General features: G+C 53.6%; 19 protein-coding genes. 18 read left to right on the top strand and 1 reads right to left on the bottom strand.

Going from position 1 to position 19,951, the window contains the following annotated elements; all coding sequences use genetic code 11:
- Nucleotides 1–4: 4 nt before the first annotated feature.
- Complete coding sequence (locus tag ACTVJH_RS00280) at nt 5–1,297, bottom strand: OmpP1/FadL family transporter (protein ID WP_455986280.1); 1,293 nt, start codon at nt 1,295–1,297, stop codon at nt 5–7.
- 359 nt (nt 1,298–1,656) lie between these two features.
- Between ACTVJH_RS00280 and ACTVJH_RS00285 the strand changes: the two genes are divergently transcribed.
- The 18 genes from ACTVJH_RS00285 to ACTVJH_RS00370 all read left to right on the top strand — a co-directional run bounded on the left by ACTVJH_RS00285 (nt 1,657) and on the right by ACTVJH_RS00370 (nt 19,875).
- The gene (locus tag ACTVJH_RS00285) at nt 1,657–2,232 is read left to right on the top strand and encodes a TetR/AcrR family transcriptional regulator (RefSeq protein WP_455986282.1); all 576 of its coding nucleotides are present in this window, start codon (nt 1,657–1,659) and stop codon (nt 2,230–2,232) included.
- A 652-nt stretch (nt 2,233–2,884) separates the two neighbouring features.
- Entirely contained in the window at nt 2,885–3,265 is a 381-nt protein-coding gene (locus ACTVJH_RS00290) for an NADH-quinone oxidoreductase subunit A (RefSeq protein ID WP_455986666.1), read from the top strand.
- Nucleotides 3,241–3,771, top strand: coding sequence for an NADH-quinone oxidoreductase subunit B (locus ACTVJH_RS00295; protein WP_455986284.1), 531 nt, complete (start codon nt 3,241–3,243; stop codon nt 3,769–3,771). Before ACTVJH_RS00290 ends, ACTVJH_RS00295 begins: the two co-directional genes overlap by 25 nt.
- Complete coding sequence (locus ACTVJH_RS00300) at nt 3,768–4,295, top strand: NADH-quinone oxidoreductase subunit C (protein WP_455986286.1); 528 nt, start codon at nt 3,768–3,770, stop codon at nt 4,293–4,295. The genes ACTVJH_RS00295 and ACTVJH_RS00300 overlap by 4 nt, the downstream gene beginning before the upstream one ends.
- Before the next feature lie 9 nt (nt 4,296–4,304).
- A complete protein-coding gene (locus tag ACTVJH_RS00305; protein WP_455986288.1) occupies nt 4,305–5,450 on the top strand; it encodes an NADH-quinone oxidoreductase subunit D in 1,146 nt (381 codons plus the stop codon).
- Nucleotides 5,447–6,418 carry an NADH-quinone oxidoreductase subunit NuoH gene (gene nuoH / locus ACTVJH_RS00310; RefSeq protein WP_455986290.1) on the top strand — a complete coding sequence of 324 codons (972 nt, stop codon included), beginning with the start codon at nt 5,447–5,449 and terminating at the stop codon, nt 6,416–6,418. Before ACTVJH_RS00305 ends, nuoH begins: the two co-directional genes overlap by 4 nt.
- Nucleotides 6,419–6,476: 58 nt before the next feature.
- Nucleotides 6,477–6,989, top strand: a complete 513-nt coding sequence (locus tag ACTVJH_RS00315) for a 4Fe-4S binding protein (protein ID WP_455986292.1) — start codon at nt 6,477–6,479, stop codon at nt 6,987–6,989.
- Nucleotides 6,990–6,994: 5 nt separating this feature from the next.
- On the top strand, nt 6,995–7,498 hold the full coding sequence (locus tag ACTVJH_RS00320) for an NADH-quinone oxidoreductase subunit J family protein (RefSeq protein WP_455986294.1): 504 nt from the start codon (nt 6,995–6,997) through the stop codon (nt 7,496–7,498).
- Entirely contained in the window at nt 7,495–7,803 is a 309-nt protein-coding gene (gene nuoK / locus ACTVJH_RS00325) for an NADH-quinone oxidoreductase subunit NuoK (protein WP_455986296.1), read from the top strand. Before ACTVJH_RS00320 ends, nuoK begins: the two co-directional genes overlap by 4 nt.
- 3 nt (nt 7,804–7,806) lie before the next feature.
- Nucleotides 7,807–9,300, top strand: a complete 1,494-nt coding sequence (locus tag ACTVJH_RS00330; protein WP_455986298.1) for a monovalent cation/H+ antiporter subunit D family protein — start codon at nt 7,807–7,809, stop codon at nt 9,298–9,300.
- A gap of 70 nt (nt 9,301–9,370) precedes the next feature.
- A complete protein-coding gene (locus ACTVJH_RS00335; RefSeq protein WP_455986300.1) occupies nt 9,371–9,640 on the top strand; it encodes a hypothetical protein in 270 nt (89 codons plus the stop codon).
- The gene (locus tag ACTVJH_RS00340) at nt 9,624–11,399 is read left to right on the top strand and encodes a Na(+)/H(+) antiporter subunit D (protein WP_455986302.1); all 1,776 of its coding nucleotides are present in this window, start codon (nt 9,624–9,626) and stop codon (nt 11,397–11,399) included. Before ACTVJH_RS00335 ends, ACTVJH_RS00340 begins: the two co-directional genes overlap by 17 nt.
- A gap of 66 nt (nt 11,400–11,465) precedes the next feature.
- Nucleotides 11,466–12,980, top strand: a complete 1,515-nt coding sequence (locus tag ACTVJH_RS00345) for a complex I subunit 4 family protein (RefSeq protein ID WP_455986304.1) — start codon at nt 11,466–11,468, stop codon at nt 12,978–12,980.
- A gap of 2 nt (nt 12,981–12,982) precedes the next feature.
- On the top strand, nt 12,983–14,410 hold the full coding sequence (locus tag ACTVJH_RS00350; protein ID WP_455986306.1) for an NADH-quinone oxidoreductase subunit N: 1,428 nt from the start codon (nt 12,983–12,985) through the stop codon (nt 14,408–14,410).
- Between the two features lie 303 nt (nt 14,411–14,713).
- Complete coding sequence (locus ACTVJH_RS00355; RefSeq protein WP_455986308.1) at nt 14,714–15,463, top strand: OmpA/MotB family protein; 750 nt, start codon at nt 14,714–14,716, stop codon at nt 15,461–15,463.
- 2 nt (nt 15,464–15,465) lie between these two features.
- Entirely contained in the window at nt 15,466–16,353 is an 888-nt protein-coding gene (locus ACTVJH_RS00360) for a motility protein A (protein ID WP_455986310.1), read from the top strand.
- 235 nt (nt 16,354–16,588) lie between these two features.
- On the top strand, nt 16,589–17,689 hold the full coding sequence (locus ACTVJH_RS00365; RefSeq protein ID WP_455986312.1) for an ABC transporter substrate-binding protein: 1,101 nt from the start codon (nt 16,589–16,591) through the stop codon (nt 17,687–17,689).
- Nucleotides 17,686–19,875, top strand: coding sequence for an ATP-binding protein (locus ACTVJH_RS00370; protein ID WP_455986314.1), 2,190 nt, complete (start codon nt 17,686–17,688; stop codon nt 19,873–19,875). The genes ACTVJH_RS00365 and ACTVJH_RS00370 overlap by 4 nt, the downstream gene beginning before the upstream one ends.
- Nucleotides 19,876–19,951: the final 76 nt, after the last annotated feature.

The raw sequence follows: 19,951 nt of genomic DNA on the forward strand, positions 1-19,951 counted from the left end.
ATGGCTAGAATGCGTAGCCGATATTCAGGCCGAGCATGTGGCAATGGGCGTCCTTGAAGGAGGCGTCGTGGACCTGATTAATATGATAATCTTTGCTGAGAACAACATCGATTTCTGCATCCTTTGTTTTGGAGAAAAGATAGCCGTAGGATAGATCAAGGGTCAGATCGCCCCAGTGCATCCCGGTTCCAACGCTCACAATATGCCGATCGGTCATGGGAACCATATAATCGTAATGTGCATCATTGATCGGTGATTCGTCAAAGACGTATCCGCAGCGCAGATCGAGCCAGTCGTTGTAGGCGTACTCAACGCCTACCTGAAAACGCCAGACATCCTTCCAATCCTTGGGCTCACTATTTTCTCCCAATATATCGTAATCAAAGGTGATTTTTTTGTAGGAAGACCACATCGTGTAGATGGCGTCCACCTCGACACTCAGCCTGTCGGTCGGAAAAAAGGCCAATCCCAGTGCCCATGAGGCCGGAAGATCCAGGTAACCCCGCATATCCTGGTCTGCACGTGTGGGATCCGCGAGTATCGGACCGCTGAAATCCGCATCTCCCTTGACATGGGGATGAACCTCGCCGCGATAGGTCAATCCGGCGGCAAACCATGAAGCGGGCTTGTAGTGCACGGCCAGATTATATCCGGGTGCCCAGCAGTCTCCGGCCATTTTTACATCGCTGTCATCAGACATTCCCAAAATTTTGGTGGCGAGCTTTCGATTGATTTCGACATCGAAGTACATCGCCTCGATTCCGGCGGCAACAGACCATTGGTCATTGATTTTATAGGCAATGGTCGGATTGATCGAGTAGGTTTTGACCCCGGCATAATACTCGGCATACTTACCAATCCAATCCTCATCATATTCCGAGGCCAGTCCGAAGCGGGTGTAGGCCCCCAGTCCGAACCAGAATCTGTCGTTCAGCTGGTAGGTTATGTAGGCATTGGGAGCGAAACCATCCATACCCAGGCTTTTCGTATGGGTTGAGTCGGACTCTTTTCCTAGAGATGTGCCCGCCATAAACGTTTCACTGTCTATCTCAACCTTTGCCTGAGGCATGAGCATCGAAAAACCACCCATAACCTGCACTCCTGGCAACTGGGTGATCCCGGCCGGGTTGTAGGCCACGGCCGAAGGGTCGTCGGCCCGGCCGATCATGGCGCCGCCCAGGGCGTTTCCCCGTGCGCTCCATTCGTAAATTCCGAATCCTGCTCCAAAGGCCGATTCCGCCACTGCCAACAGGCAGATCAGAGTCAGTGCCACGTGTTTTCCCAGCAATGTGCGCATCGTCTCTCCTTGGTTGGTATCACTTGGTGCGATCTGCAGTCGCCAGTCAGGTCAGCCTTCCCGGAGGGATAACCTGTTGGAGTGAAAATCGACCTGGTTAAATGCTTACTCAAAAAAACTAAACGAGCGCCTACAAAAAAGTCTGACCAGGTCAACTCACTTTTTTGATATAAAAAACAGGATTTTTCCTTGGGAAAGCTCATTGTTGACCCTTGCTCGTGTTTGCGGATATTGACCCCCTTCATATACGGGTTAAACAGACGCACAACAGCCGGAAGGTGTAATGACTTGTGTTCTCGTATACAGTATATAATATCGATCAAGGAAATTTTGTAGGCAGGATCAATGGGGAGGACGAGGTGAAGAAAACCGCCAAAGAGGATATCTTCGAGGCAGCAGCGAAACTGCTCGGTCAGCTGGGATATGCCGAAACCACGTACAAGAAGATCGCCAAGGAAGCCGGTGTGACCGAGGGGCTCATTGCCCACCATTTCGGGAACAAGGAAAAACTGTTCCTCCAGGTGGAGCGGACCATTCTTCGTGATCTGCACGACAAACTTGAAGAAAGCCTTTTCTATTCCTCGGACGGTCTGGGCGCGGTGACCAATTTCATCAAGTGCTTTCTCAAATATTCGGTGGACAATCGGGAGTGGTTCACCACCCTGCTTCGATGTTCACCGTTTCTTTTGGAGGCCGGTCCCAGGGAGAACAAGGCCATCACCATCGAGTGTGAGCGGATTTTTAGACTGCTCAAGGACTCCGTGGCCAGGGGCGTTGAAGATGAGACCATGAAAGAATGCGATCCTCACATGACCGCCTATATTCTTTTCTCAACCATGATCGGAGCCACCCGCGCCAACAACATCCGCCTCAACACCCCCGCAGATTTCTACCCGGAAATCGTGACTTTTTTCAGAAATACCCTGGCGAAATAGTTCGTTGCCGGTTCTGATCAGTTTTTCCGCCAGACATTTCCTCGAACCTTTTTCACTCCGCTATGACCTGCCGTTTCAAACAAGGCAGGTTGTCCTGGCCCCTGGCCCGCCCCACGCTTCCAAGCTCTCCTTGTATAAGGCATCTTTGTGTGTTTGTAAGATTTCAAATGTGCTCCAGAGTATCGCTTCTGTCCGGGCCTGCTTTGGAGACGGGCATGATTCAGATACAAAGTAGTCGTTTTTCAGCAGAGCGGACGACTCCGGTGGACTCCCTCTTGGTTTCCTATCGAGCCGGCCAATCAAAAGGCAATCTTACGTCTACAATTCTTCGCGAATTTTTTTTGATAATCAACTGTAATTAAAAGAAGTACCGATTTTTTTGTGATTATTATCACGTTCTGCTTGCTGAAGCATGGGTTTGACTCCTTTCTTGATCTGACAAAAGTTCTTTTTTTCCCATTTTTGCAGCGTCTTCCCCCTGTGCGTACTCTCATTGTTGCTACAAACATGCTTATAAAGATATTCGACTTGCTTTTTTTCCATTCAGCAGAGTAACAAGACCTTTGGCCGATTAACACTGTTCTTTTCGGCTTTTCTTCCTAGATTACGGATTCTGTTGCATCTCACCTCCAGCAAGAGGAGAATGAACCATATGGTTTTCAATTGGTTTCATCTGGGCATGATCGTCCTGATCCTTGTCGGTGTCTTGTTTGCCGTGGGAGCGCTCATTGTTCCGACGATTCTTGCGCCCAAGGCTCGAGGCGGAGCCATGGCCATGCCCTATGAGTGCGGTATGCCTCCTCAGGGGAGCGCATGGGGAAGCTTCAATATCAATTATTATTTCTATGCCCTTATCTTTCTCGCTTTTGATGTGGACGTACTCTATCTTTTCCCCGTGGCCGTCATTTACCCCCGTACCGTTGGCTGGTTTCCCTTTTTGGAAATCATGATTTTTCTGTCCGTCCTTGGGGCGGCCATCCTCTATTTCTACAAGAAAGGTGTCTTTACATGGCCCCGAAAGATCAAAGCATAGGTCCGCTGACCTCCTCGGTCGAGCCGGAGCTCATTCCCTTTGCCCTGCCCAAGAAGATCTTCAACGTGTGCAGGGCCATGTCCCTGTGGCCGATGACCTTCGGCCTGGCCTGCTGTGCCATTGAAATGATGGCTGCGGGCATGTCCCGTTTCGATATTTCCCGGTTCGGGGCCGAGGTTTTTCGTCCCTCTCCCCGACAGGCCGATCTGATGATCGTTGCCGGTACGGTCACCAAAAAAATGGCCCCGGCGATCATCAATCTTTATGAGCAGATGCCTGCACCGAGGTACGTGATCGCCATGGGCAATTGTGCCATCTCCGGAGGTCCTTTTGCCTTTAAGGAAAACTATTCGGTCGTCGAAGGGTTGGATCTGTTTATTCCCGTGGATGTATACGTTCCCGGTTGTCCGCCCCGCCCCGAGGGATTGCTTGAGGGGGTGTTCAAGCTTCAGGAAAAAATCACCGGCAAGCGCTGGTGGCCCAAGCCCGAGGAAGTGAACTTATGAAAGACTGGATCCCCGCTGAATGGCTCAAGGATATCGAACCCTTCGGCCTTGCGGCCTGTGACAACGAGGCCACGGGCACAACCTGGAATCTGTTCCTCCAGCATGAACGGCTGCGTGAGGCCGCGAGAAATCTGGACAAGGCCGGATACTTCCTGGAGGACATCACGGGGTTGGATGGCAAGGAAGGGTTCGAATTCATTTATCATTTCACAAAGTACGACAAGCCCTATCGGGTGACGCTGAGGGTACTGACGGTACACGAGAATCCTGTCATGCCGTCCATCAGCGACATCTTCGAGGGTGCAGACTGGCATGAGCGTGAATGCTACGACTTTTTCGGAGTTACCTTCGAGGGCCATCCGAACTTGATCCCCCTGCTGCTCCCGGACAATTTCGGGTTTCATCCCCTGATCAAGGAAGAGAAAAAAAGGGTTTCTTTGTTTGAATCCCTTTCCAAGTGTCAGACCATCGGCATCCCCGTTCCCTGTGCCATAAACCCGGATGAATCCGGCGACAAGGAGTAGCCGACCATTATGACCTTCAATCTGGACGGAGACTTCTACTCCCAGAATTTTCAACAGGGGCCTACCGAGAATTCCATGATTCTCAACCTGGGTCCCCAGCATCCCTCGACGCACGGTGTACTTCGGGTTCTCGTGGAACTGGACGGAGAGTACATCACCCGATCGGAGCCGGTACTCGGATATCTGCATCGGATGCACGAAAAGATGGGTGAATGTAAGACCTACAATCAATTTTTGCCCAACATGGGCCGGGTGGATTATCTGCATCCGCTGGCCTGGAACTGGGCCTATGTGGGCGCTGTGGAACAGCTCATGGGAATCGAGGTTCCCGAGCGGGCCGAATTTGTCCGGGTCATCTCCTGCGAGCTCAACCGGATCACTTCCCACCTGCTCTGGTGGGGGGCCTATGTCCTGGATCTGGGCGCGTTCACCCCCATCCTGTACGCCTTTGAAGATCGCGAGATGGCTCAGGATCTGCTGCAGCGAATAACCGGTTCCCGTCTGACATACAGCTCTTTCCGCATCGGCGGAGTGGCGTACGATGTCGACGACACCTTTATCCAGGGACTTCGTGCATTCTGCGTCCGCATGTCCGAGCGGGTGAAAATGTACAAGGATCTGGTCACGGAGAACTTCATTTTTCGAAATCGGTGTGAGGGAATTGGTGAAATTCCTGTGGAGATGGCCCGAAGATACGGAGCCACCGGACCTGTTCTCCGCGGGTCGGGTGTGGCCTACGACATTCGCAGGGCTGAACCCTATTCCATCTATGATCGATTCGAGTTCGATATTCCCACTCGGGACACATTGGACGCCATGGCCAGGTATCATGTCCGGATGGATGAGATTTCTGAATCTCTGCGGATCATCACCCAGGCCTTGGATCAACTTCCCGAGGGGGATATTCGAGCCAAAGTGCCCAAGGTGATCAAGCCTCCCAAGGGTGAGACCTATTTTGCCGTGGAAGGTGCCCGGGGCAAGATCGGGGTGTTTCTGGTCAGTGACGGAACCAATATCCCCTACCGGATCAAGCTGCGTTCACCCACCTTTTCCAACCTGAGTCTCTTTTCCGAGTGCGCCAAGGGAACCCTGCTGGCCGATGCCATTTCCACCCTGGGCAGCCTGGACCTCGTCATCCCGGAGATTGATCGATGATACCCAATATTCACGTGGAACTGCTGCGGCTTCTCATCTTCACCGTTGCCATCCTGGCCTTTGTTTCCCTGAACGCCCTGATGCTTGTCTGGCTTGAGCGCAAGCTCGCCGGTCACTTCCAGTTGCGGCCCGGTCCGTTTGAAGTGGGTCCGCACGGCCTGCTTCAGGCCCTGTGTGACGGGCTCAAGCTGATGAGCAAACAGCTCGTGGCTCCGGCCGGTGCGGATAAACGTCTTTTCTGGCTCGCTCCGATTCTGGCCTTTGCCCCGGTGTTTCTTTGCTTTTTGCCCATCCCCTTTGGTCCGATGCTCCTGGGCATGGAATCCGAAATTGGAGTTGTCCTGATTCTCGCCTTTTCCGGTCTGGGCGTTCTGGCAACGATTCTGGCCGGCTGGGGTTCGAACAACAAGTTCTCTTTGCTCGGGGCCTCACGTGCCGTTTCCCAGACTGTCGCCTATGAAGTTCCCTTGCTTATCACCGTACTCGGTGTGGTTATTTTTTCCGGATCTCTCAATTTTTCGGAAATCGTGAATCAGCAGGGAAGCTGGCCTTGGCAATGGAATGTACTTGTGCAGCCTCTTGGATTTGTCATCTTTTTCATCTGTGCCCTGGCAGAATGCAACCGGGCGCCCTTTGATCTGCCCGAGGCCGAAAGTGAGCTCACAGCCGGGTTTCATACGGAATATTCGAGCATGGGGTTCGGTCTTTTCTTTTTTGCCGAGTATTCGAACATGGTCATTGTCAGCAGTGTGGGCACGGCCCTGTTTCTGGGCGGCTGGCATGGTCCTTTCGCTGACGGCTGGTGGTGGTTCGCGGCCAAGGTCTATTTCCTGATTTTCGTCATGATGTGGATGCGTTGGACCTTTCCCCGGGTCAGATTCGATCAGCTTCTGAATCTGAGCTGGAAATGGCTCATCCCCCTGGCGCTGCTCAATATTTTTTACGTAGCTATCCTTGTAAAACTCTAGCGGACGAACACCGATTGTTTCACACGCATTCAGACTCCATACAACAAAGCGATACGCCATGACATTTCTCGAAGACATTCGCCAGGCGATCAAGGGCCTTTACTCCCTGATCATCGGCCTCGGGATCACGGGACGGGCCTTGTTCTCCAAGACCAAAACCGTGCACTATCCCCGGCAGACCGTGGACAATATCGATACCTACCATGGGCATATTGAATTCGTGCCCACGGACGAACCGTCTCATTTTTCCAAATGTATTGCCTGTGGTACCTGTGTCCGGAACTGCCCTTCACAATGTATCACCATGGAAAAGGCAGAGCTTCCACCGGAGATCGGTGAGGACGGCAAACTCCAGAAGCCCAAGAAGGCGAAATATCCGTCATTGTTTGAAGTGGACTACAATTACTGCAGTCTGTGCGGGCAATGTGTTGAAAATTGCCCGACCAAGGCCCTCAGGTTCTCCACTGACGTCTATCTGGCAGGCTTTTCCCGGAGTGATTTCGATTATGACCTGATCGAGCGGTCCCGCAAGGTCATCGAAGACCGCAAAGCTCACGAAGACAAGGAGTAATACTTATGGAGATAATGGCTTATATTGCCTTTGGTTTCTACACCCTCCTGTGTCTGGGCGGGGCGCTTTGGGCGGTGACCATTCCCAGTCTTGTCCGGGCCTTCACCGGTCTGGTCATTTCTCTGTTCGGGGTTGCGGGTTTGTATTTTCTTTTGGCCGCTCCTTTTATCGGTCTGATGCAGATTCTTATCTATGTCGGTGCGGTTGCCGTACTCATCTTTTTTGCCATTGTTATTACCGGTGCATCCCGAGAGGCACGCAACCGGAGTAAAACGACCATAAAAAAACGGGCCCTGGCCGTGTTGGCGGGATTCATTCCGGCCTTTTTTCTGGCCATGACCGTGATCAAATACTCCATCGTTACAACCAATGATGCCACGCCGGTAGCGGTCGAAGATCTTGGCCGGGCATTGCTCGGCCCGTATGGTCTGGCCTTTGAACTTATTTCCGTGGTTCTGTTTGCGGCCATGGCCGGAGCCATCCTGTTGGGATTCAAGAGGAGACAATGAACGTATTCATCATGTACCAGCTCATTGCCCTGGGCATGCTCGCCCTGGGGTTGTACGGCCTGCTTCTGCGCCGCCGGCTCGTCGGCATGCTGATCGGCGTGGAGCTCATGCTCAATGGTGCGGGTTTGTCCATCGTGGCAACATCGCAATTGACACCGGCATCAGCTCAGCTCGGACAGCTTGGAGCCTTGCTGATCATGGGATTGGCCGCGGCAGAAGCGACCCTGGTCCTGGCGATCATCATTGTTATTTATCGTCGTTTCGGGACCATCGAGGAACAGAAAATTTCCACGCTTAAAGGATGATCCATGTCTGAAATCATAACCAGCTACAGCCTTCTCATCCCCCTGGGAATCACCCTTCTGGCCCCTATCCTGATCTGGCTTGCAGCCAAGGACCCGAACAAGCGTGAGGCCGTTTCCTTTGTCGCGGCCATCCTGACCCTGATCTCGGTCCTGACCCTGGTTCCCCCGGTTCTTTCGGGCAAGATCCTGGTCCTGCAGCTCTTTCATATTCTGCCCGGCATCGACGTGAAACTCTGTGCCGACGGTCTGACCCTGATTTTTGCCTTTGTGGCCTCGTTTTTGTGGATTCTGGCCACGAGTTACAACATCGGATACATGCGCTCGCTCAAGGAGCACGCCCAGACGCGCTACTACTTCTGCTTTGCCGTGGCCATCTTCGGGGCTGTGGGCGTGGCCATGAGCGCGAACATTTTTACTTTGTACCTGTTCTACGAGATCATCACCATCTTCACCTACCCCCTGGTCGCTCATCATCAGGACGAGGAGGGCTATTCCGGCGCGCGGAAGTACATTGTCTACCTCATGGGTACCTCCAAGCTCTTCCTGCTTCCGGCCATGGTTTTGACCTATGTCCTGGCCGGCACCCTCGATTTCCATCTCGGGGACATGGTCACGGGTATCTTCCCGGCCGATGCCGATCCGGTCCTGGTTACCGTTACCTATGTTCTGTATATTCTCGGTATTGCCAAAGCTGCGATCATGCCCCTGCACAACTGGCTTCCCTCGGCCATGGTTGCGCCGACTCCCGTTTCCGCCCTTTTGCATGCGGTGGCCGTGGTCAAGGCGGGTGTCTTCTCCATCAGCAGGATTATTTTGTCCGGGTTTGGCGTCGATCTCATGCACAACCTGAACCTGGGGATTCCCCTGGCATATGTGGCCGCATTCACTATTGTCGCGGCCTCGATCATCGCTCTGACCAAGGATGACCTCAAGGCCCGGCTGGCCTATTCCACGGTCAGCCAGCTCTCCTATATCATCATTGGTGTGGCCATGCTCACCCCTGTTGCCGTCCAGGGCGGGCTGATCCATATCGCCAACCACGCCTTTTCCAAGATCACTCTCTTCTTCGCTGCCGGGGCCATTTTTGTTTCCTGCAATCTCCGCAGCATCCGGCTCATGTCCGGACTCGGGCGTAAGATGCCCTGGACCTTTGGTGCCTTTGCCGTGGCATCGCTGAGCATGATAGGCATCCCGCCTGTGTCGGGATTCGTGACCAAATGGTTTCTGGTCAACGGTGCGGTGCAGATCCACCAGGTCGTTCTGCTGGTCTGTCTGCTCGCGAGTACCCTGCTCAACGCCGCCTATTTCGGCCCGGTTGTGTACAAGGCTTTTTTTGGTAAACCGGTCCAGGCCGAGCTTCCTTTTGCCTATGAGGGCGTCAGGGAAGCCCCGTTGTGCATGGTCATTCCCTTGTGCATCACTGCGGCCATTTCCGTGATCATCGGTATCTATCCCGATCCGGTCATCCAGCTGATTCAGATTTTCAGGGGTGTCTAGCCCTGTTCGTTCGGATCATCACACAAATAAGACGCATCACGACGCAAACCATCTACGAAACGGAACCGTCATGAGCTTTACCAGCACACTTTCGCACATTCTTATCAAGGCCCGGGACAATGCCTCTTTTTGGAAAAAAGCATTGTTCACGGTTCTGGGCATTCTCGTGGGGATCAATTTTTTTCTCCATCCTCACCACGCCCATTTTGCCATGGAAACCAAGATCGGATTCTGGGCCGTTTTCGGGGTCGTGGCCAGCGTGATCATGGTTTTGGTACTCAAAAAAATCATCTACCCCCTGATCAACAAACCCGAGGCGTTCTATGACCGGTCTGAGTAATTTCCTTCACCCGGCCCTGGGTTTCTTCGCCCTGGCGGCCATCCTTCCCTTTGCCCGGAATAACAAGGCCTGGCGCTGGCTCCTGCCTGTTCCCGGACTTGTGGCTATCGTTGCTGTCCTGTCCATGCATCCGGGTACGTACGGATTCATGAGCTGGCTTGGTCTGGACATGGTTCTCGGCCGCGTTGACAAGCTTTCGGTTATCTTTGCCCATGTCTTTGCCCTCGAGGCAATGATCGGCATGATTTTCGCCATGCACGTCAAGGACAAGTATCAGCACATTGCCACGGCCCTGTATGTGGCTGGAGGGTTCGGCTGCGTGTTCTCGGGCGATTATGTGACCCTGTTCTTTTTTTGGGAGCTCATGTCCGTTGCCTCCACTTTCGTGATCTGGCTTGGCAGGAACAAGCGTTCCACCCAGGCAGGGTTCAGGTATTTTATCTTCCATACCCTGGGAGGTCTTTTCCTGCTGGCGGGACTGCTTCTGCGATACGGGGATCTGGGCACCTTTGCCTTCACCGCCGTTACCCCCGGCTCCACCCAGATCTATGACTGGCTGATTCTGCTCGGATTCTGCGTCAATGCGGCTGTCGTCCCTCTGCATGCCTGGCTTCCGGATGCCTACCCCGAGGCCAGTGTGACCGGTGCTGTCTTTTTGAGCGCGTTTACCACCAAGACAGCCGTGTATGTCCTGGCCCGCGGGTTTTCCGGGTTCGAGATCCTCGGTGTCATGGGTGTGATCATGACCATCTACGGGGCGGCCTACGCGACCATTGAAAACAATGCCCGGCGCATTCTGGCCTATCACATTGTCTCCCAGGTCGGATACATGGTTGCGGGCATCGGTATCGGCACGGCCATGACCGTTAACGGGGCCTGTGCCCATGCCTACGCCCATATTCTTTACAAGGGGCTCCTGTTCATGGCCGCCGGCTGTATCCTCTACGCCACGGGCACGGCCAAGCTGACCCGGCTTGGCGGACTGGCCTCCAGAATGCCTCTGGTCATGTTCTGTTACATGGTGGCCGCTGTTTCCATATCCGGCTTCCCCTTGTTCAACGGCTTCATCTCCAAGAATATCACCATCGCCGGAGCAGCCATGTCGCACCATACCTGGCTGGCCCTGGGCATGGAAATCGCCGCAGTGGGTACCTTCCTTTCCGTCGGCATCAAGCTGCCCTACTTCGCGTTCTGGTCCAAGCCGGAATATACCGGCGAGGTTAAAAAATTGCCCGCAAATATGTATGTAGCCATGTTCATGGCCGCCTTTTTGTGCTTTTTCACGGGTATCTATCCCCAGGCTCTGTACAGTCTGCTTCCCTTTCCTCTGGATTATGAACCCTTTGCTCCCTGGCAGGTTCTGGCCTCCCTGCAGCTTCTGGGATTCACCGGACTGGGTTTTTATGTCTGCCGGAAGATTATTGCCCCGCATGAAGGGCGGAATCTCGATTTCGATTTTCTCTATCGGATTCTGGGGTGGATAGGACTGTTTCTGGCCAAATACCCGGTTGCCCTGATCGACTCATGGTGGACATCCGTGTACCGCAAGATCGGTCTTGCCAGGCTTCTGGACATGGCCCACGGATCCTCGAGATTCGATGCCCGTGTTATTGACGGAGTCGTGGACGGCACGGCTACTTCTGTAGTCGGCATCGGAGGTGTCCTGGCCAAGCTTCAGACGGGCAAGCTCTCCGATTATATCGGCCTGTCCGCCCTTGTCGGAATCGGGATCATCGCAGCGGTTTATTTCTTTCTCTAATTACTTGCTATCAGACCAACGGCCGTGGTTCTCCCTGGCCTTAACCATCTGATCGGAGTCGGCTTCATGACCCTCACGCGTCTTATCGTCTTCCCCCTTGTGGTTTCCTTTCTTCTGGCCTGGCTGCGTAACGACCGGACGATTCGTCTGGTTACCCTTGCGGCCGGTTTTGTGGAAATGGCGTTGGCTTTTCCGCTCATCGGATTCGATATCCATGCCACTGGGTTTCAATTCGTCGAACAGATATCCTGGGTCCCCCAATGGGGGCTTTCGTACTACCTTGGAATCGACGGAATCAGCCTGCTGATGATTCTTTTGACCATTCTGCTTCTGCCTTTGTGTGTTCTCTGTTCCTGGAACTACATCGGCAAGCGGGTCAAGGAATTCCACATCTGCATGCTGCTCATGATCGCCGTGTGCATTGGAGTATTCGCCGCTTTGGACATGGTCCTCTTCTATGTCTTCTGGGAGGCCATGCTCGTGCCCATGTTCCTGATCATCGCCGTATGGGGCGGTCCCCGGCGCAAATATGCCTCCATCAAGTTTCTCGTATACACCCTGGCAGCAAGTACCCTGCTTCTGGTGGCCATCATCGCCTTTTATTTTCAGACCGGAACCTTCTCCATTCCCATAATCATGGAGAGCGAGTTCTCCTTCAAGTTTCAGTTCTGGGCCTTTTTGGCCCTGACGCTGGCGTTTGCGGTCAAGGTGCCCATGTTCCCGTTTCACACCTGGCTCCCGGCCGCCCATGTGGAAGCGCCCACAGCCGGCAGTGTGCTTCTTGCCTCGGTGCTGCTGAAGATGGGGACCTATGGGTTTCTTCGCTTCTGTCTGCCCATGACTCCGGAGGCGTCGGTCTATTTCGCCCCCTTGATGATCGGTATCTCCATCGTCTCCATCATTTACGGCGGTTTGGTCGCCCTGGGTCAGAAGGATATGAAGAAGTTGATCGCCTATTCCTCGGTGGCCCACATGGGCTTTGTCACCCTGGGCATCTTCGTGTTCACCGCCCGAGGGATCGAAGGGGCGGTTTTCCAGATGCTCAACCACGGAATCACCACGGGTGCCCTGTTCATGCTCGTGGGGGCCATCTACGAGCGGACCCACAGCAGAGAGATCGCCGACAATCTTGGGCTGGCCAAGTATCTTCCCGCATATATCGGTTTTTTCGGTCTGTTTTCCATGTCTTCCCTGGGGTTTCCCGGAACCAACAGTTTTGTGGGCGAGGCCCTCGTCCTTATCGGTGCCTTTCAGAACAATGTGATTGTCGGTGCCTTGGCCATTCCCGGAGCCATGATCGCTGCGGCCTACATGCTCAGGCTGCTTCAGAAGCTCGCCTGGGGATCCCCTTCGGCCGGCAAGGGATTGTCCGATTTGAACTGTCGCGAATGGGCCTATATTGTGCCCCTGGCGGTTCTTGTTCTTTATCTCGGTCTGGCTCCGACCCTGACCCGTTTGACCATTGATGCGTCCATTCCCAAGACCATCAGCCGAGTCCAAACCGTGCTCGAAGACAAACGTCCTGATCTCGTTATGCACATGACCGTCAACACCCCGACGTCCCCTCAAGGAGTTCAGTAACAATGACCAACTCCCCCATGCTTTCCTTTATCGTCACCCTTGGCCCGGAGCTTTTCCAGCTCCTGTTCATCACTGCCCTGTTTCTGGTCTCGGTATTCAGCAAGAAAACCGAAGAAACAGGTTGGATCGCATGGGCGTCCCTGGCCGGAGTGCTCATCGCCTTTGCCGGATTGGGTAACCAGGGCATGTTTTTCGCCGACGCCTATCGTGTGGACGGATTGTCCCAGTTTTTCAAACTGGCCATAGCCATTGGATTTTGCATTACCGTGTTCAATGGCAAGAAACTGCCCGGGGTCGAGGCCTTCAAGCGGACGGATTACTATTTCATGCTCGCCCTGAGTTCCTGGGGCCTCATGCTCCTTTCAAGTGCGGTGGAACTCATGACCATGTTCATCGCCCTGGAGATCTCTTCCTACAGTCTGTATTCGCTCGTTTCCCTGCGCAAGGGGAGCAAGATGGCAGCCGAGGCGGCCATCAAGTACATCCTTTTCGGCGCGGCAGCCACGGCCATCTCGTTGTTCGGACTCTCTTTCACCCTGGCCTGTGCCCACACTTCGTACATGGCGGAGCTTGCGGGCAAGATTTCCATGGAATGTCCCATCGCCATGATCGGGATAACCATGTTCCTGATTTCCTTTTTCTATAAGCTGGCCGTATTTCCCTTTCATTTCTGGTGTCCGGATGTCTACACCGGAACCACCAACGAGACGGCCGCCTTTGTGGCAACCCTGCCCAAACTCGGGGCCGTGGTTGTCCTGATCCGTATCACCCATCTGGTCATCCCCGGTTTCGCCATGACCGATGTCCTGGCCATCCTTGCAGGTCTGTCCATGACCTATGGGAATCTGGCCGCCCTGGTTCAGAAAGATGTCAAGCGTATACTCGGGTATTCCAGCGTGGCTCATGCCGGATATGTCCTGATCGGCCTTGTCGCCGGAACCCAGAGCGGACTGGCTGCTGCGGCCTTTTATGGATTGGCCTACGTGTTCATGAATCTGACCTGCTTCTGGGTTATCGCCCGGATTGCTCCCGAAGGGAAGAATGTGCAATTGGATGACCTCGCTGGCATGTACAAATACGCCCCGGCCTATGCCCTGACATTGGCCGTGGGGGCCTTTGCCCTGGTGGGTATGCCCCCGACCATCGGATTTACGGGCAAGCTCTTTCTGTTCACCTCCCTGTGGGGTCATGGGTATGATTGGCTGGTCATTCTCGGGGCCATCAATACCGCGTTTTCCATTTTCTATTATCTGAATCTGGTCAGGTACGCCTATACCAAGGAGGAAACCGGTCCCCAAACCGTGGATGCGACCCTTGGTTCGCGGATCATGGCCCTGGGCCTGGCCGGTATCGTTCTTGTTCTGGGTTGTCTGCCTTCCAGTGTCTATCAGGCCGCCCTGACAGCTACCCAATCCATTTGGGGGGCGTGATCGGGTCCATTTGTACCTGCCGGGTTTTTTTACCCGATCATGGACCCTGGTTGTCGATCAAACCAGTTTTTTGAACGTCTTCACTTTTCAAGGGACCTCCATTCCTTGACCCACGCGTTGTAGAAACGCAGCGAGGCGTGATTCCGAATAGTCGGAATCACGCCTCGCTTTTTTTATCACCCCTTGTTTTGTATGGAAAATGAAAATGTACATCGCGATCCGGCATCGTCCTTGCTTAATGTCATTGAGCACTGACTAGACCACCATTTTTGACACCCTTATTTCCCGGATCATGGAAAGGTTATGAACCGTCATTATTTCAATTTGTTGCACACACAAGAACATCTGTTTTCCACGCATCATTTCCGCGGAATCGAGGATTCTTCAGATGCATCTTCCTGGGCTGTCCCCTGGTCGGACCTCATGATGACCATGTTCATCCTGTTTGCGGTCCTCTTCGCCTTTGCCAGTGCCAAGCGGGATTTTTTTCGTGAAATTCGCGAAGGGCTCGACCAGTCGGAGCAGCGTGTCCGTCAAGAACTTGACCAGCCGACCTCGTCCCCCTTGAAACTGCGCCCTGTCCACCGGGAGACCTATACGGGTGTGGAGGCTGAGCAGCATATCGGGTTACGTCCCGGAGACGAAGCAACCGTTCTGGCAAAGTCCATGCAGTCCCCGCAATTGATTGCCTTCACCCTGGATCGGCCCATTCTGTTTGATCATCTCTCTGCGGATCTGGAACCCGGCGCGGTCAGCTCGTTGAAAAACGTTCTTCCGATCATTGAAAAATCCAATCTGGATGTTCAGGTCATCGGCTACACGGACGGATTCCCCGTGCATACCGGCCAATTTTCCGGGAATTGGGAATTGGCCACTGCCCGGGCCATGAATGTGGCTCATTGGCTCATGAATGAGGGCAAGATATCCCCCTCGCGGATCACGGTCAGCGGCCGGGGGCCCAATGATCCCCGGGTACCGAACACCTCTCGGGCCAACAGGATCCAGAACAGACGGGTTGAAATTCTTCTGACCAGAAACCATCAAGGAATGTGATTATGACAAGAAAGAACCTGTTGGGTGCATGTGTATGCATGGTTATTTTTTTGCTCGCGTTTGCCTTTTGGGACAACCGGCTTGCCTTTTTGAATCTGAGTGGACTGGCCGTGGTTCTCTGCGGGACACTTGCAGCGGTTTTTTTGAGTCATCCCTTTGAGAATCTGGTTCGGGCCGTGAAAACCGCAATAGCTTCCTATACCTCGACGCCTCCAGAACCTGCCACCATTGTCCAGTCTCTTTTGGAACTCTCGGTCAAGTCGCGCTGTCAGGGGCTTTTGAGCCTGGAAAAATCATCGGGTCAACAGGGTGTTGCCTTTCTGCGCAACGGGCTGGATCTTCTTGTGGACGGATATACTGAACAGGAAATCAGCGAAATTCTCTCCATGGAAGCCGGTTTTTTCAGAGATCGCCGTATCCAGAGTGAGTCCATTTATCGGAGCATGGGTCGATTCGCCCCATCCTTTGGTGTGGCAGGAAGCGTCATCGGCCTCATTGGCATGCTTTCCGGCCTTGGCGATACCCAGGTCATTCTCCAGACCATTCCCATGGCCTTGACGTCGACCCTGTACGGGATCGTTTTCAACCAGTTCTTCTGCACGCCCGTGGCGGAATGTATTCGCAGTCGAACCAATGCGGAATTGCTGAACGCCTCGATCGTTCTCGAGGGTATTCTGGCCATCAAGAAGGAGCAGCATCCCCATAAGCTGGAAAAGCGCCTTGCCGCCCTTCTTTCCCCCCTGGAGCGCACCACGACGAATCGTGATTTTGCCGCCATCCGGCAGAAGTACATCAGCATGGTTCGCAGGCAGAACCAGGAAGAGGGTATTGCTGTGGCTGGCAATACGTCCACCGGACCAAGGTTGAAGACGGCCCAGGCCCGCTTGTAGGCCGGATGTAAACACGGGGCTGATCCAACCTATATTGATATCCGCATTGCCGGTTCATGCGTATTTTAATCTGATAGGAATACCAAAAAGATCCTGTTCTCAACATGTTGGGAGCAGGATCTTTTTCGTTGCTTCTGACGATCGATGCAGGCAAGATGTCTCCGATTGGCATGGGTCGGCCCAAAGGTTTTTTAAGGCTGATCGATCCTTCCCTTTCTCGAGCAGGTATCTTCTCATGGATCGTTTTTTTTCTATCGGATTCTTTCTTTTGTCTGTGTGCGCGCTTGTCTTTTGTCGGCCCGCTTTTTCCTCTGCCTCTTCGGTGGAACCAACTCCCGAGTCTACCAGGATTTTCGTGGTCCACAGCTACGGGCCGAACCATATCTGCGGGGCGCCCCAATTTCAGGGTATCGAGCGTGCCTTGCGGGAGCGTCCTCTTTTTGATCGGCGTGTGGTTTTCGATCATTTTTATATGCGCACAAAACGTTTGTACACCGGAGAAACCGCCATCAGACAACGTGGTGATCTCGCTCTGATAGAGATAGAGCGTGCGCAACCCGATCTGATCATCACCATCGATGACAATGCCTTTCGAACCGTGGCTCTTTCCCTTACAGGCACGGACAGGATTCCCATTGTTTTCTCTGGGCTGAACAATCCGCCTGAATGGTATAACGATCAGCACCACTTCATGGATTCTCGGTTGCATCCCGCTGGAAATATCACTGGAATTTATGAAAAAATTTTTTTGCGAAAGTCCCTTGAGGTCACCAAGAAGGTTATTCCGGATTGTCGAAAAATCGTCGGGATAACCGACAGTTCGCCCACGGGTCTGGGCATAGCCCGACAGATGGAACTCGAGACGTCAGGGGATCAACTCCCTGTTGCCTGGGAATCCCGCCAGGCCCGTACCTTTACCGAATATAAAACGATCGTCGACGAGTTGAACCAGGATCCGGATGTGTGCGCCATGTACCCGGCAGCATTGAACCTGCCCGAGGATTCGGCAGGATCGGTTTCTACCGATGAGATCTTTACCTGGACCATTGTCCATTCCAGGCTTCCCGAACTCACGTTGAACTACGCATTCTGCCGCTTGGGTCTGTTTGGGGGAGCCGCTGTCAATTTCGAATCCATGGGCTACGCTGCCGGTCTCTATGCACGGGAGATCCTCGATGGTCAGGCCCCTGGAGAGCTTCCCATTGTCGATGCCCCTGATTTTGCCATTGTATTTAATTCCGCCCGGGCTGCCATGCTCGACCAGGAAATCCCTCTTCCCCTGCTCATGGCTGCGGATCAATTGTATACGTCAATCCCTTTGCTCAGTCGCCCATGATCTTTTCCTCATCCACTTCCATTCACAAAAAACTCCTCCACGCCTGGCTGGCTTTTCTGTTGCTCCTGGCCGTGCTTGTGGGGCTTTTTTTCTGGCATATTATCGGACTACAGAAAAATACCGTGATTTCGGAACTCCAGCATGAAGTTGTCCTGATTCGACAGATGCTCGAAGACCGACTCCTTTTCAATAGTCGCCAGGCACGGGGAATGGCCTCGGATAACTCGCTGCGCGTTCTTCTCCAGCTTGAGCTCTGGTCCCAGACAGCGAGGACCCTTGGTGGATTTTCCAGGAACAATCCGGTACGCGCAGCCTGGATTCTCGGTACGGATGAAGTTATCAAGACCTCGTATCCTTCGGGTGAGAGTGATTTCTGCCCCATGACCCTTTCAGGGCCCTCCGAGCGGTATTGTATCCATAAAGGACGGCTCAACCATCTCGTGCGCCGGCCCATCTATAGCCGCGACCATGTATTACAGGGTTTTCTGGTTCTTGCCTTTGTTTTTCCCGACCAATTTTTTCTCGATCACCTTGGCAACGATCAGAACCAATATGCTGCCCTTGTCAAAGACAACCAGATCGTTGCGGCCGCAACTCATCTGGACCTGGAAGATCTCTCCCAGCCGGGTATTTTTGACACAAAGAAAATCCGTGTTCATATCAACGGGACTGCGACCCCCGTCATCTCGGCGCAATCCCGGATTTCGCTGTTTGAAGACTCCCTGACCCTCTATCTGCTCCGCGACCTGCAACCGTTGCAGGAGCCCTTGTACACCCTGGCATTGCTCCTTGCCGGACTGGCCCTGCTCACGGCGTGCGGCTGTTTTGCCTTTTACATGTATCTCAAACGGCGAATCATTCTACCCATCATCTCCCTTTCCCGAGCCGCCCACCAGGTTCGGATGACCGATTCCATCGTGCCCCTGCGAAAAGTCGTCTATCCATCTCCTGCCAGGGATGAAATCCACTCCCTGATCAATTCGTTCAAGGCCATGGCCGGTCATCTGCACAAGGCCCGCGAGGAGGCCGAATCCTTGAGCACCATGAAGGATGCCTTTCTGGCCACGGTCAGCCATGAAATCAGAACACCGCTCAACGGTATATTCGGAATGACCCAGCTGCTGCAGCGATCGGGATTGACCTCCCAGCAGGATCGGTATGCGGCCAATATGCTCCTCTCCATACACAATCTTCTCAGTATCATTAACGATGTTCTCGATGTCTCAAAAATTCGGGCCAAGGGGCTTGAGATCAAACCGGAACGCGTTCATCTGTGCGGGCTTCTCGAATCCATCCAGCAGACCCATGTACCTGCGGCATCGGCAGCGGGAATCGATATGCGCCTCGTCTGCACGGACCTGCCCACCCATGTCGTCACCGACCCGTTGCGACTGCAGCAGGTTCTGAACAATCTTGTGGGTAATGCCCTGAAATTCACGCATTCGGGCCATGTACTGCTTCAGGCCAGGTGTTTGTGCCTCGAGAAGTCCTCGGGCACGGTTCAGATCGAGTTTTCCGTGGAGGATACCGGAATCGGCATACCCAGGGATCGTCAGGCATCGATTTTTCAGCCCTTCACCCAGGTGGACAGTGGATTGGCCCGGAAATATCCCGGGACAGGGCTTGGCCTCGCCATTGCCAGCGAGATCGTCTCCCTTTTGGGAGGTGGTTCCATTGCAATCGAAAGTACCCCGGGCAAGGGAAGTCGCTTTTCTTTCAGTCTCGATCTGGCTTATGACAATGGTTCCCATCAGGACAATGAGGATGTCCAGCCATCCGCTGCTTCTCACGATTCAGTCGATGGCTCCTCGTACGATCGTTTGAACATTCTCGTTGCCGAAGACAACCCCATGAATCAGGAATTGATCCGGGAGACCTTTGATCTTCTGGGTATACACTCCTTTCATATCTGTTCCAATGGCCAGGAAGCTCTGGATGAACTCGCAGCCCGGCCCACGGAATATGATCTTTTGTTGCTCGATATCCAGATGCCGGGCATGGATGGATTCACCGTTGCCAGGACCATCCGAGACCAGGGAAATACGCTTCCCATTGTCGCCATTACCGGATTGGCCGGCGACAAGCATCGTGAGAAAAGCCGTCAATGCGGGATCGATCATTTTTTAAGCAAGCCGTTCACCCTCGAGGATCTCGAGTCCATCCTCTGTTCTGTCATGTCCAACTAATCAGCATCCCATACCACGTTACCCATCGAACATTGATACCGCTTCGTTGTATCGTCATCTGGGCCGCCTGTTTCTT

This window comes from Desulfoplanes sp. PS50 (assembly GCF_053851535.1).

Coding starts and splice junctions, on each gene's coding strand:
- ACTVJH_RS00280 (WP_455986280.1), bottom strand. CDS start 1,297: ATGCGCACATTGCTGGGAAAACACGTGGCACTGACTCTGATCTGCCTG.
- ACTVJH_RS00290 (WP_455986666.1), top strand. CDS start 2,885: ATGGTTTTCAATTGGTTTCATCTGGGCATGATCGTCCTGATCCTTGTC.
- ACTVJH_RS00295 (WP_455986284.1), top strand. CDS start 3,241: ATGGCCCCGAAAGATCAAAGCATAGGTCCGCTGACCTCCTCGGTCGAG.
- ACTVJH_RS00300 (WP_455986286.1), top strand. CDS start 3,768: ATGAAAGACTGGATCCCCGCTGAATGGCTCAAGGATATCGAACCCTTC.
- ACTVJH_RS00305 (WP_455986288.1), top strand. CDS start 4,305: ATGACCTTCAATCTGGACGGAGACTTCTACTCCCAGAATTTTCAACAG.
- nuoH (WP_455986290.1), top strand. CDS start 5,447: ATGATACCCAATATTCACGTGGAACTGCTGCGGCTTCTCATCTTCACC.
- ACTVJH_RS00315 (WP_455986292.1), top strand. CDS start 6,477: ATGACATTTCTCGAAGACATTCGCCAGGCGATCAAGGGCCTTTACTCC.
- ACTVJH_RS00320 (WP_455986294.1), top strand. CDS start 6,995: ATGGAGATAATGGCTTATATTGCCTTTGGTTTCTACACCCTCCTGTGT.
- nuoK (WP_455986296.1), top strand. CDS start 7,495: ATGAACGTATTCATCATGTACCAGCTCATTGCCCTGGGCATGCTCGCC.
- ACTVJH_RS00330 (WP_455986298.1), top strand. CDS start 7,807: ATGTCTGAAATCATAACCAGCTACAGCCTTCTCATCCCCCTGGGAATC.
- ACTVJH_RS00335 (WP_455986300.1), top strand. CDS start 9,371: ATGAGCTTTACCAGCACACTTTCGCACATTCTTATCAAGGCCCGGGAC.
- ACTVJH_RS00340 (WP_455986302.1), top strand. CDS start 9,624: ATGACCGGTCTGAGTAATTTCCTTCACCCGGCCCTGGGTTTCTTCGCC.
- ACTVJH_RS00345 (WP_455986304.1), top strand. CDS start 11,466: ATGACCCTCACGCGTCTTATCGTCTTCCCCCTTGTGGTTTCCTTTCTT.
- ACTVJH_RS00350 (WP_455986306.1), top strand. CDS start 12,983: ATGACCAACTCCCCCATGCTTTCCTTTATCGTCACCCTTGGCCCGGAG.
- ACTVJH_RS00355 (WP_455986308.1), top strand. CDS start 14,714: ATGAACCGTCATTATTTCAATTTGTTGCACACACAAGAACATCTGTTT.
- ACTVJH_RS00360 (WP_455986310.1), top strand. CDS start 15,466: ATGACAAGAAAGAACCTGTTGGGTGCATGTGTATGCATGGTTATTTTT.
- ACTVJH_RS00365 (WP_455986312.1), top strand. CDS start 16,589: ATGGATCGTTTTTTTTCTATCGGATTCTTTCTTTTGTCTGTGTGCGCG.
- ACTVJH_RS00370 (WP_455986314.1), top strand. CDS start 17,686: ATGATCTTTTCCTCATCCACTTCCATTCACAAAAAACTCCTCCACGCC.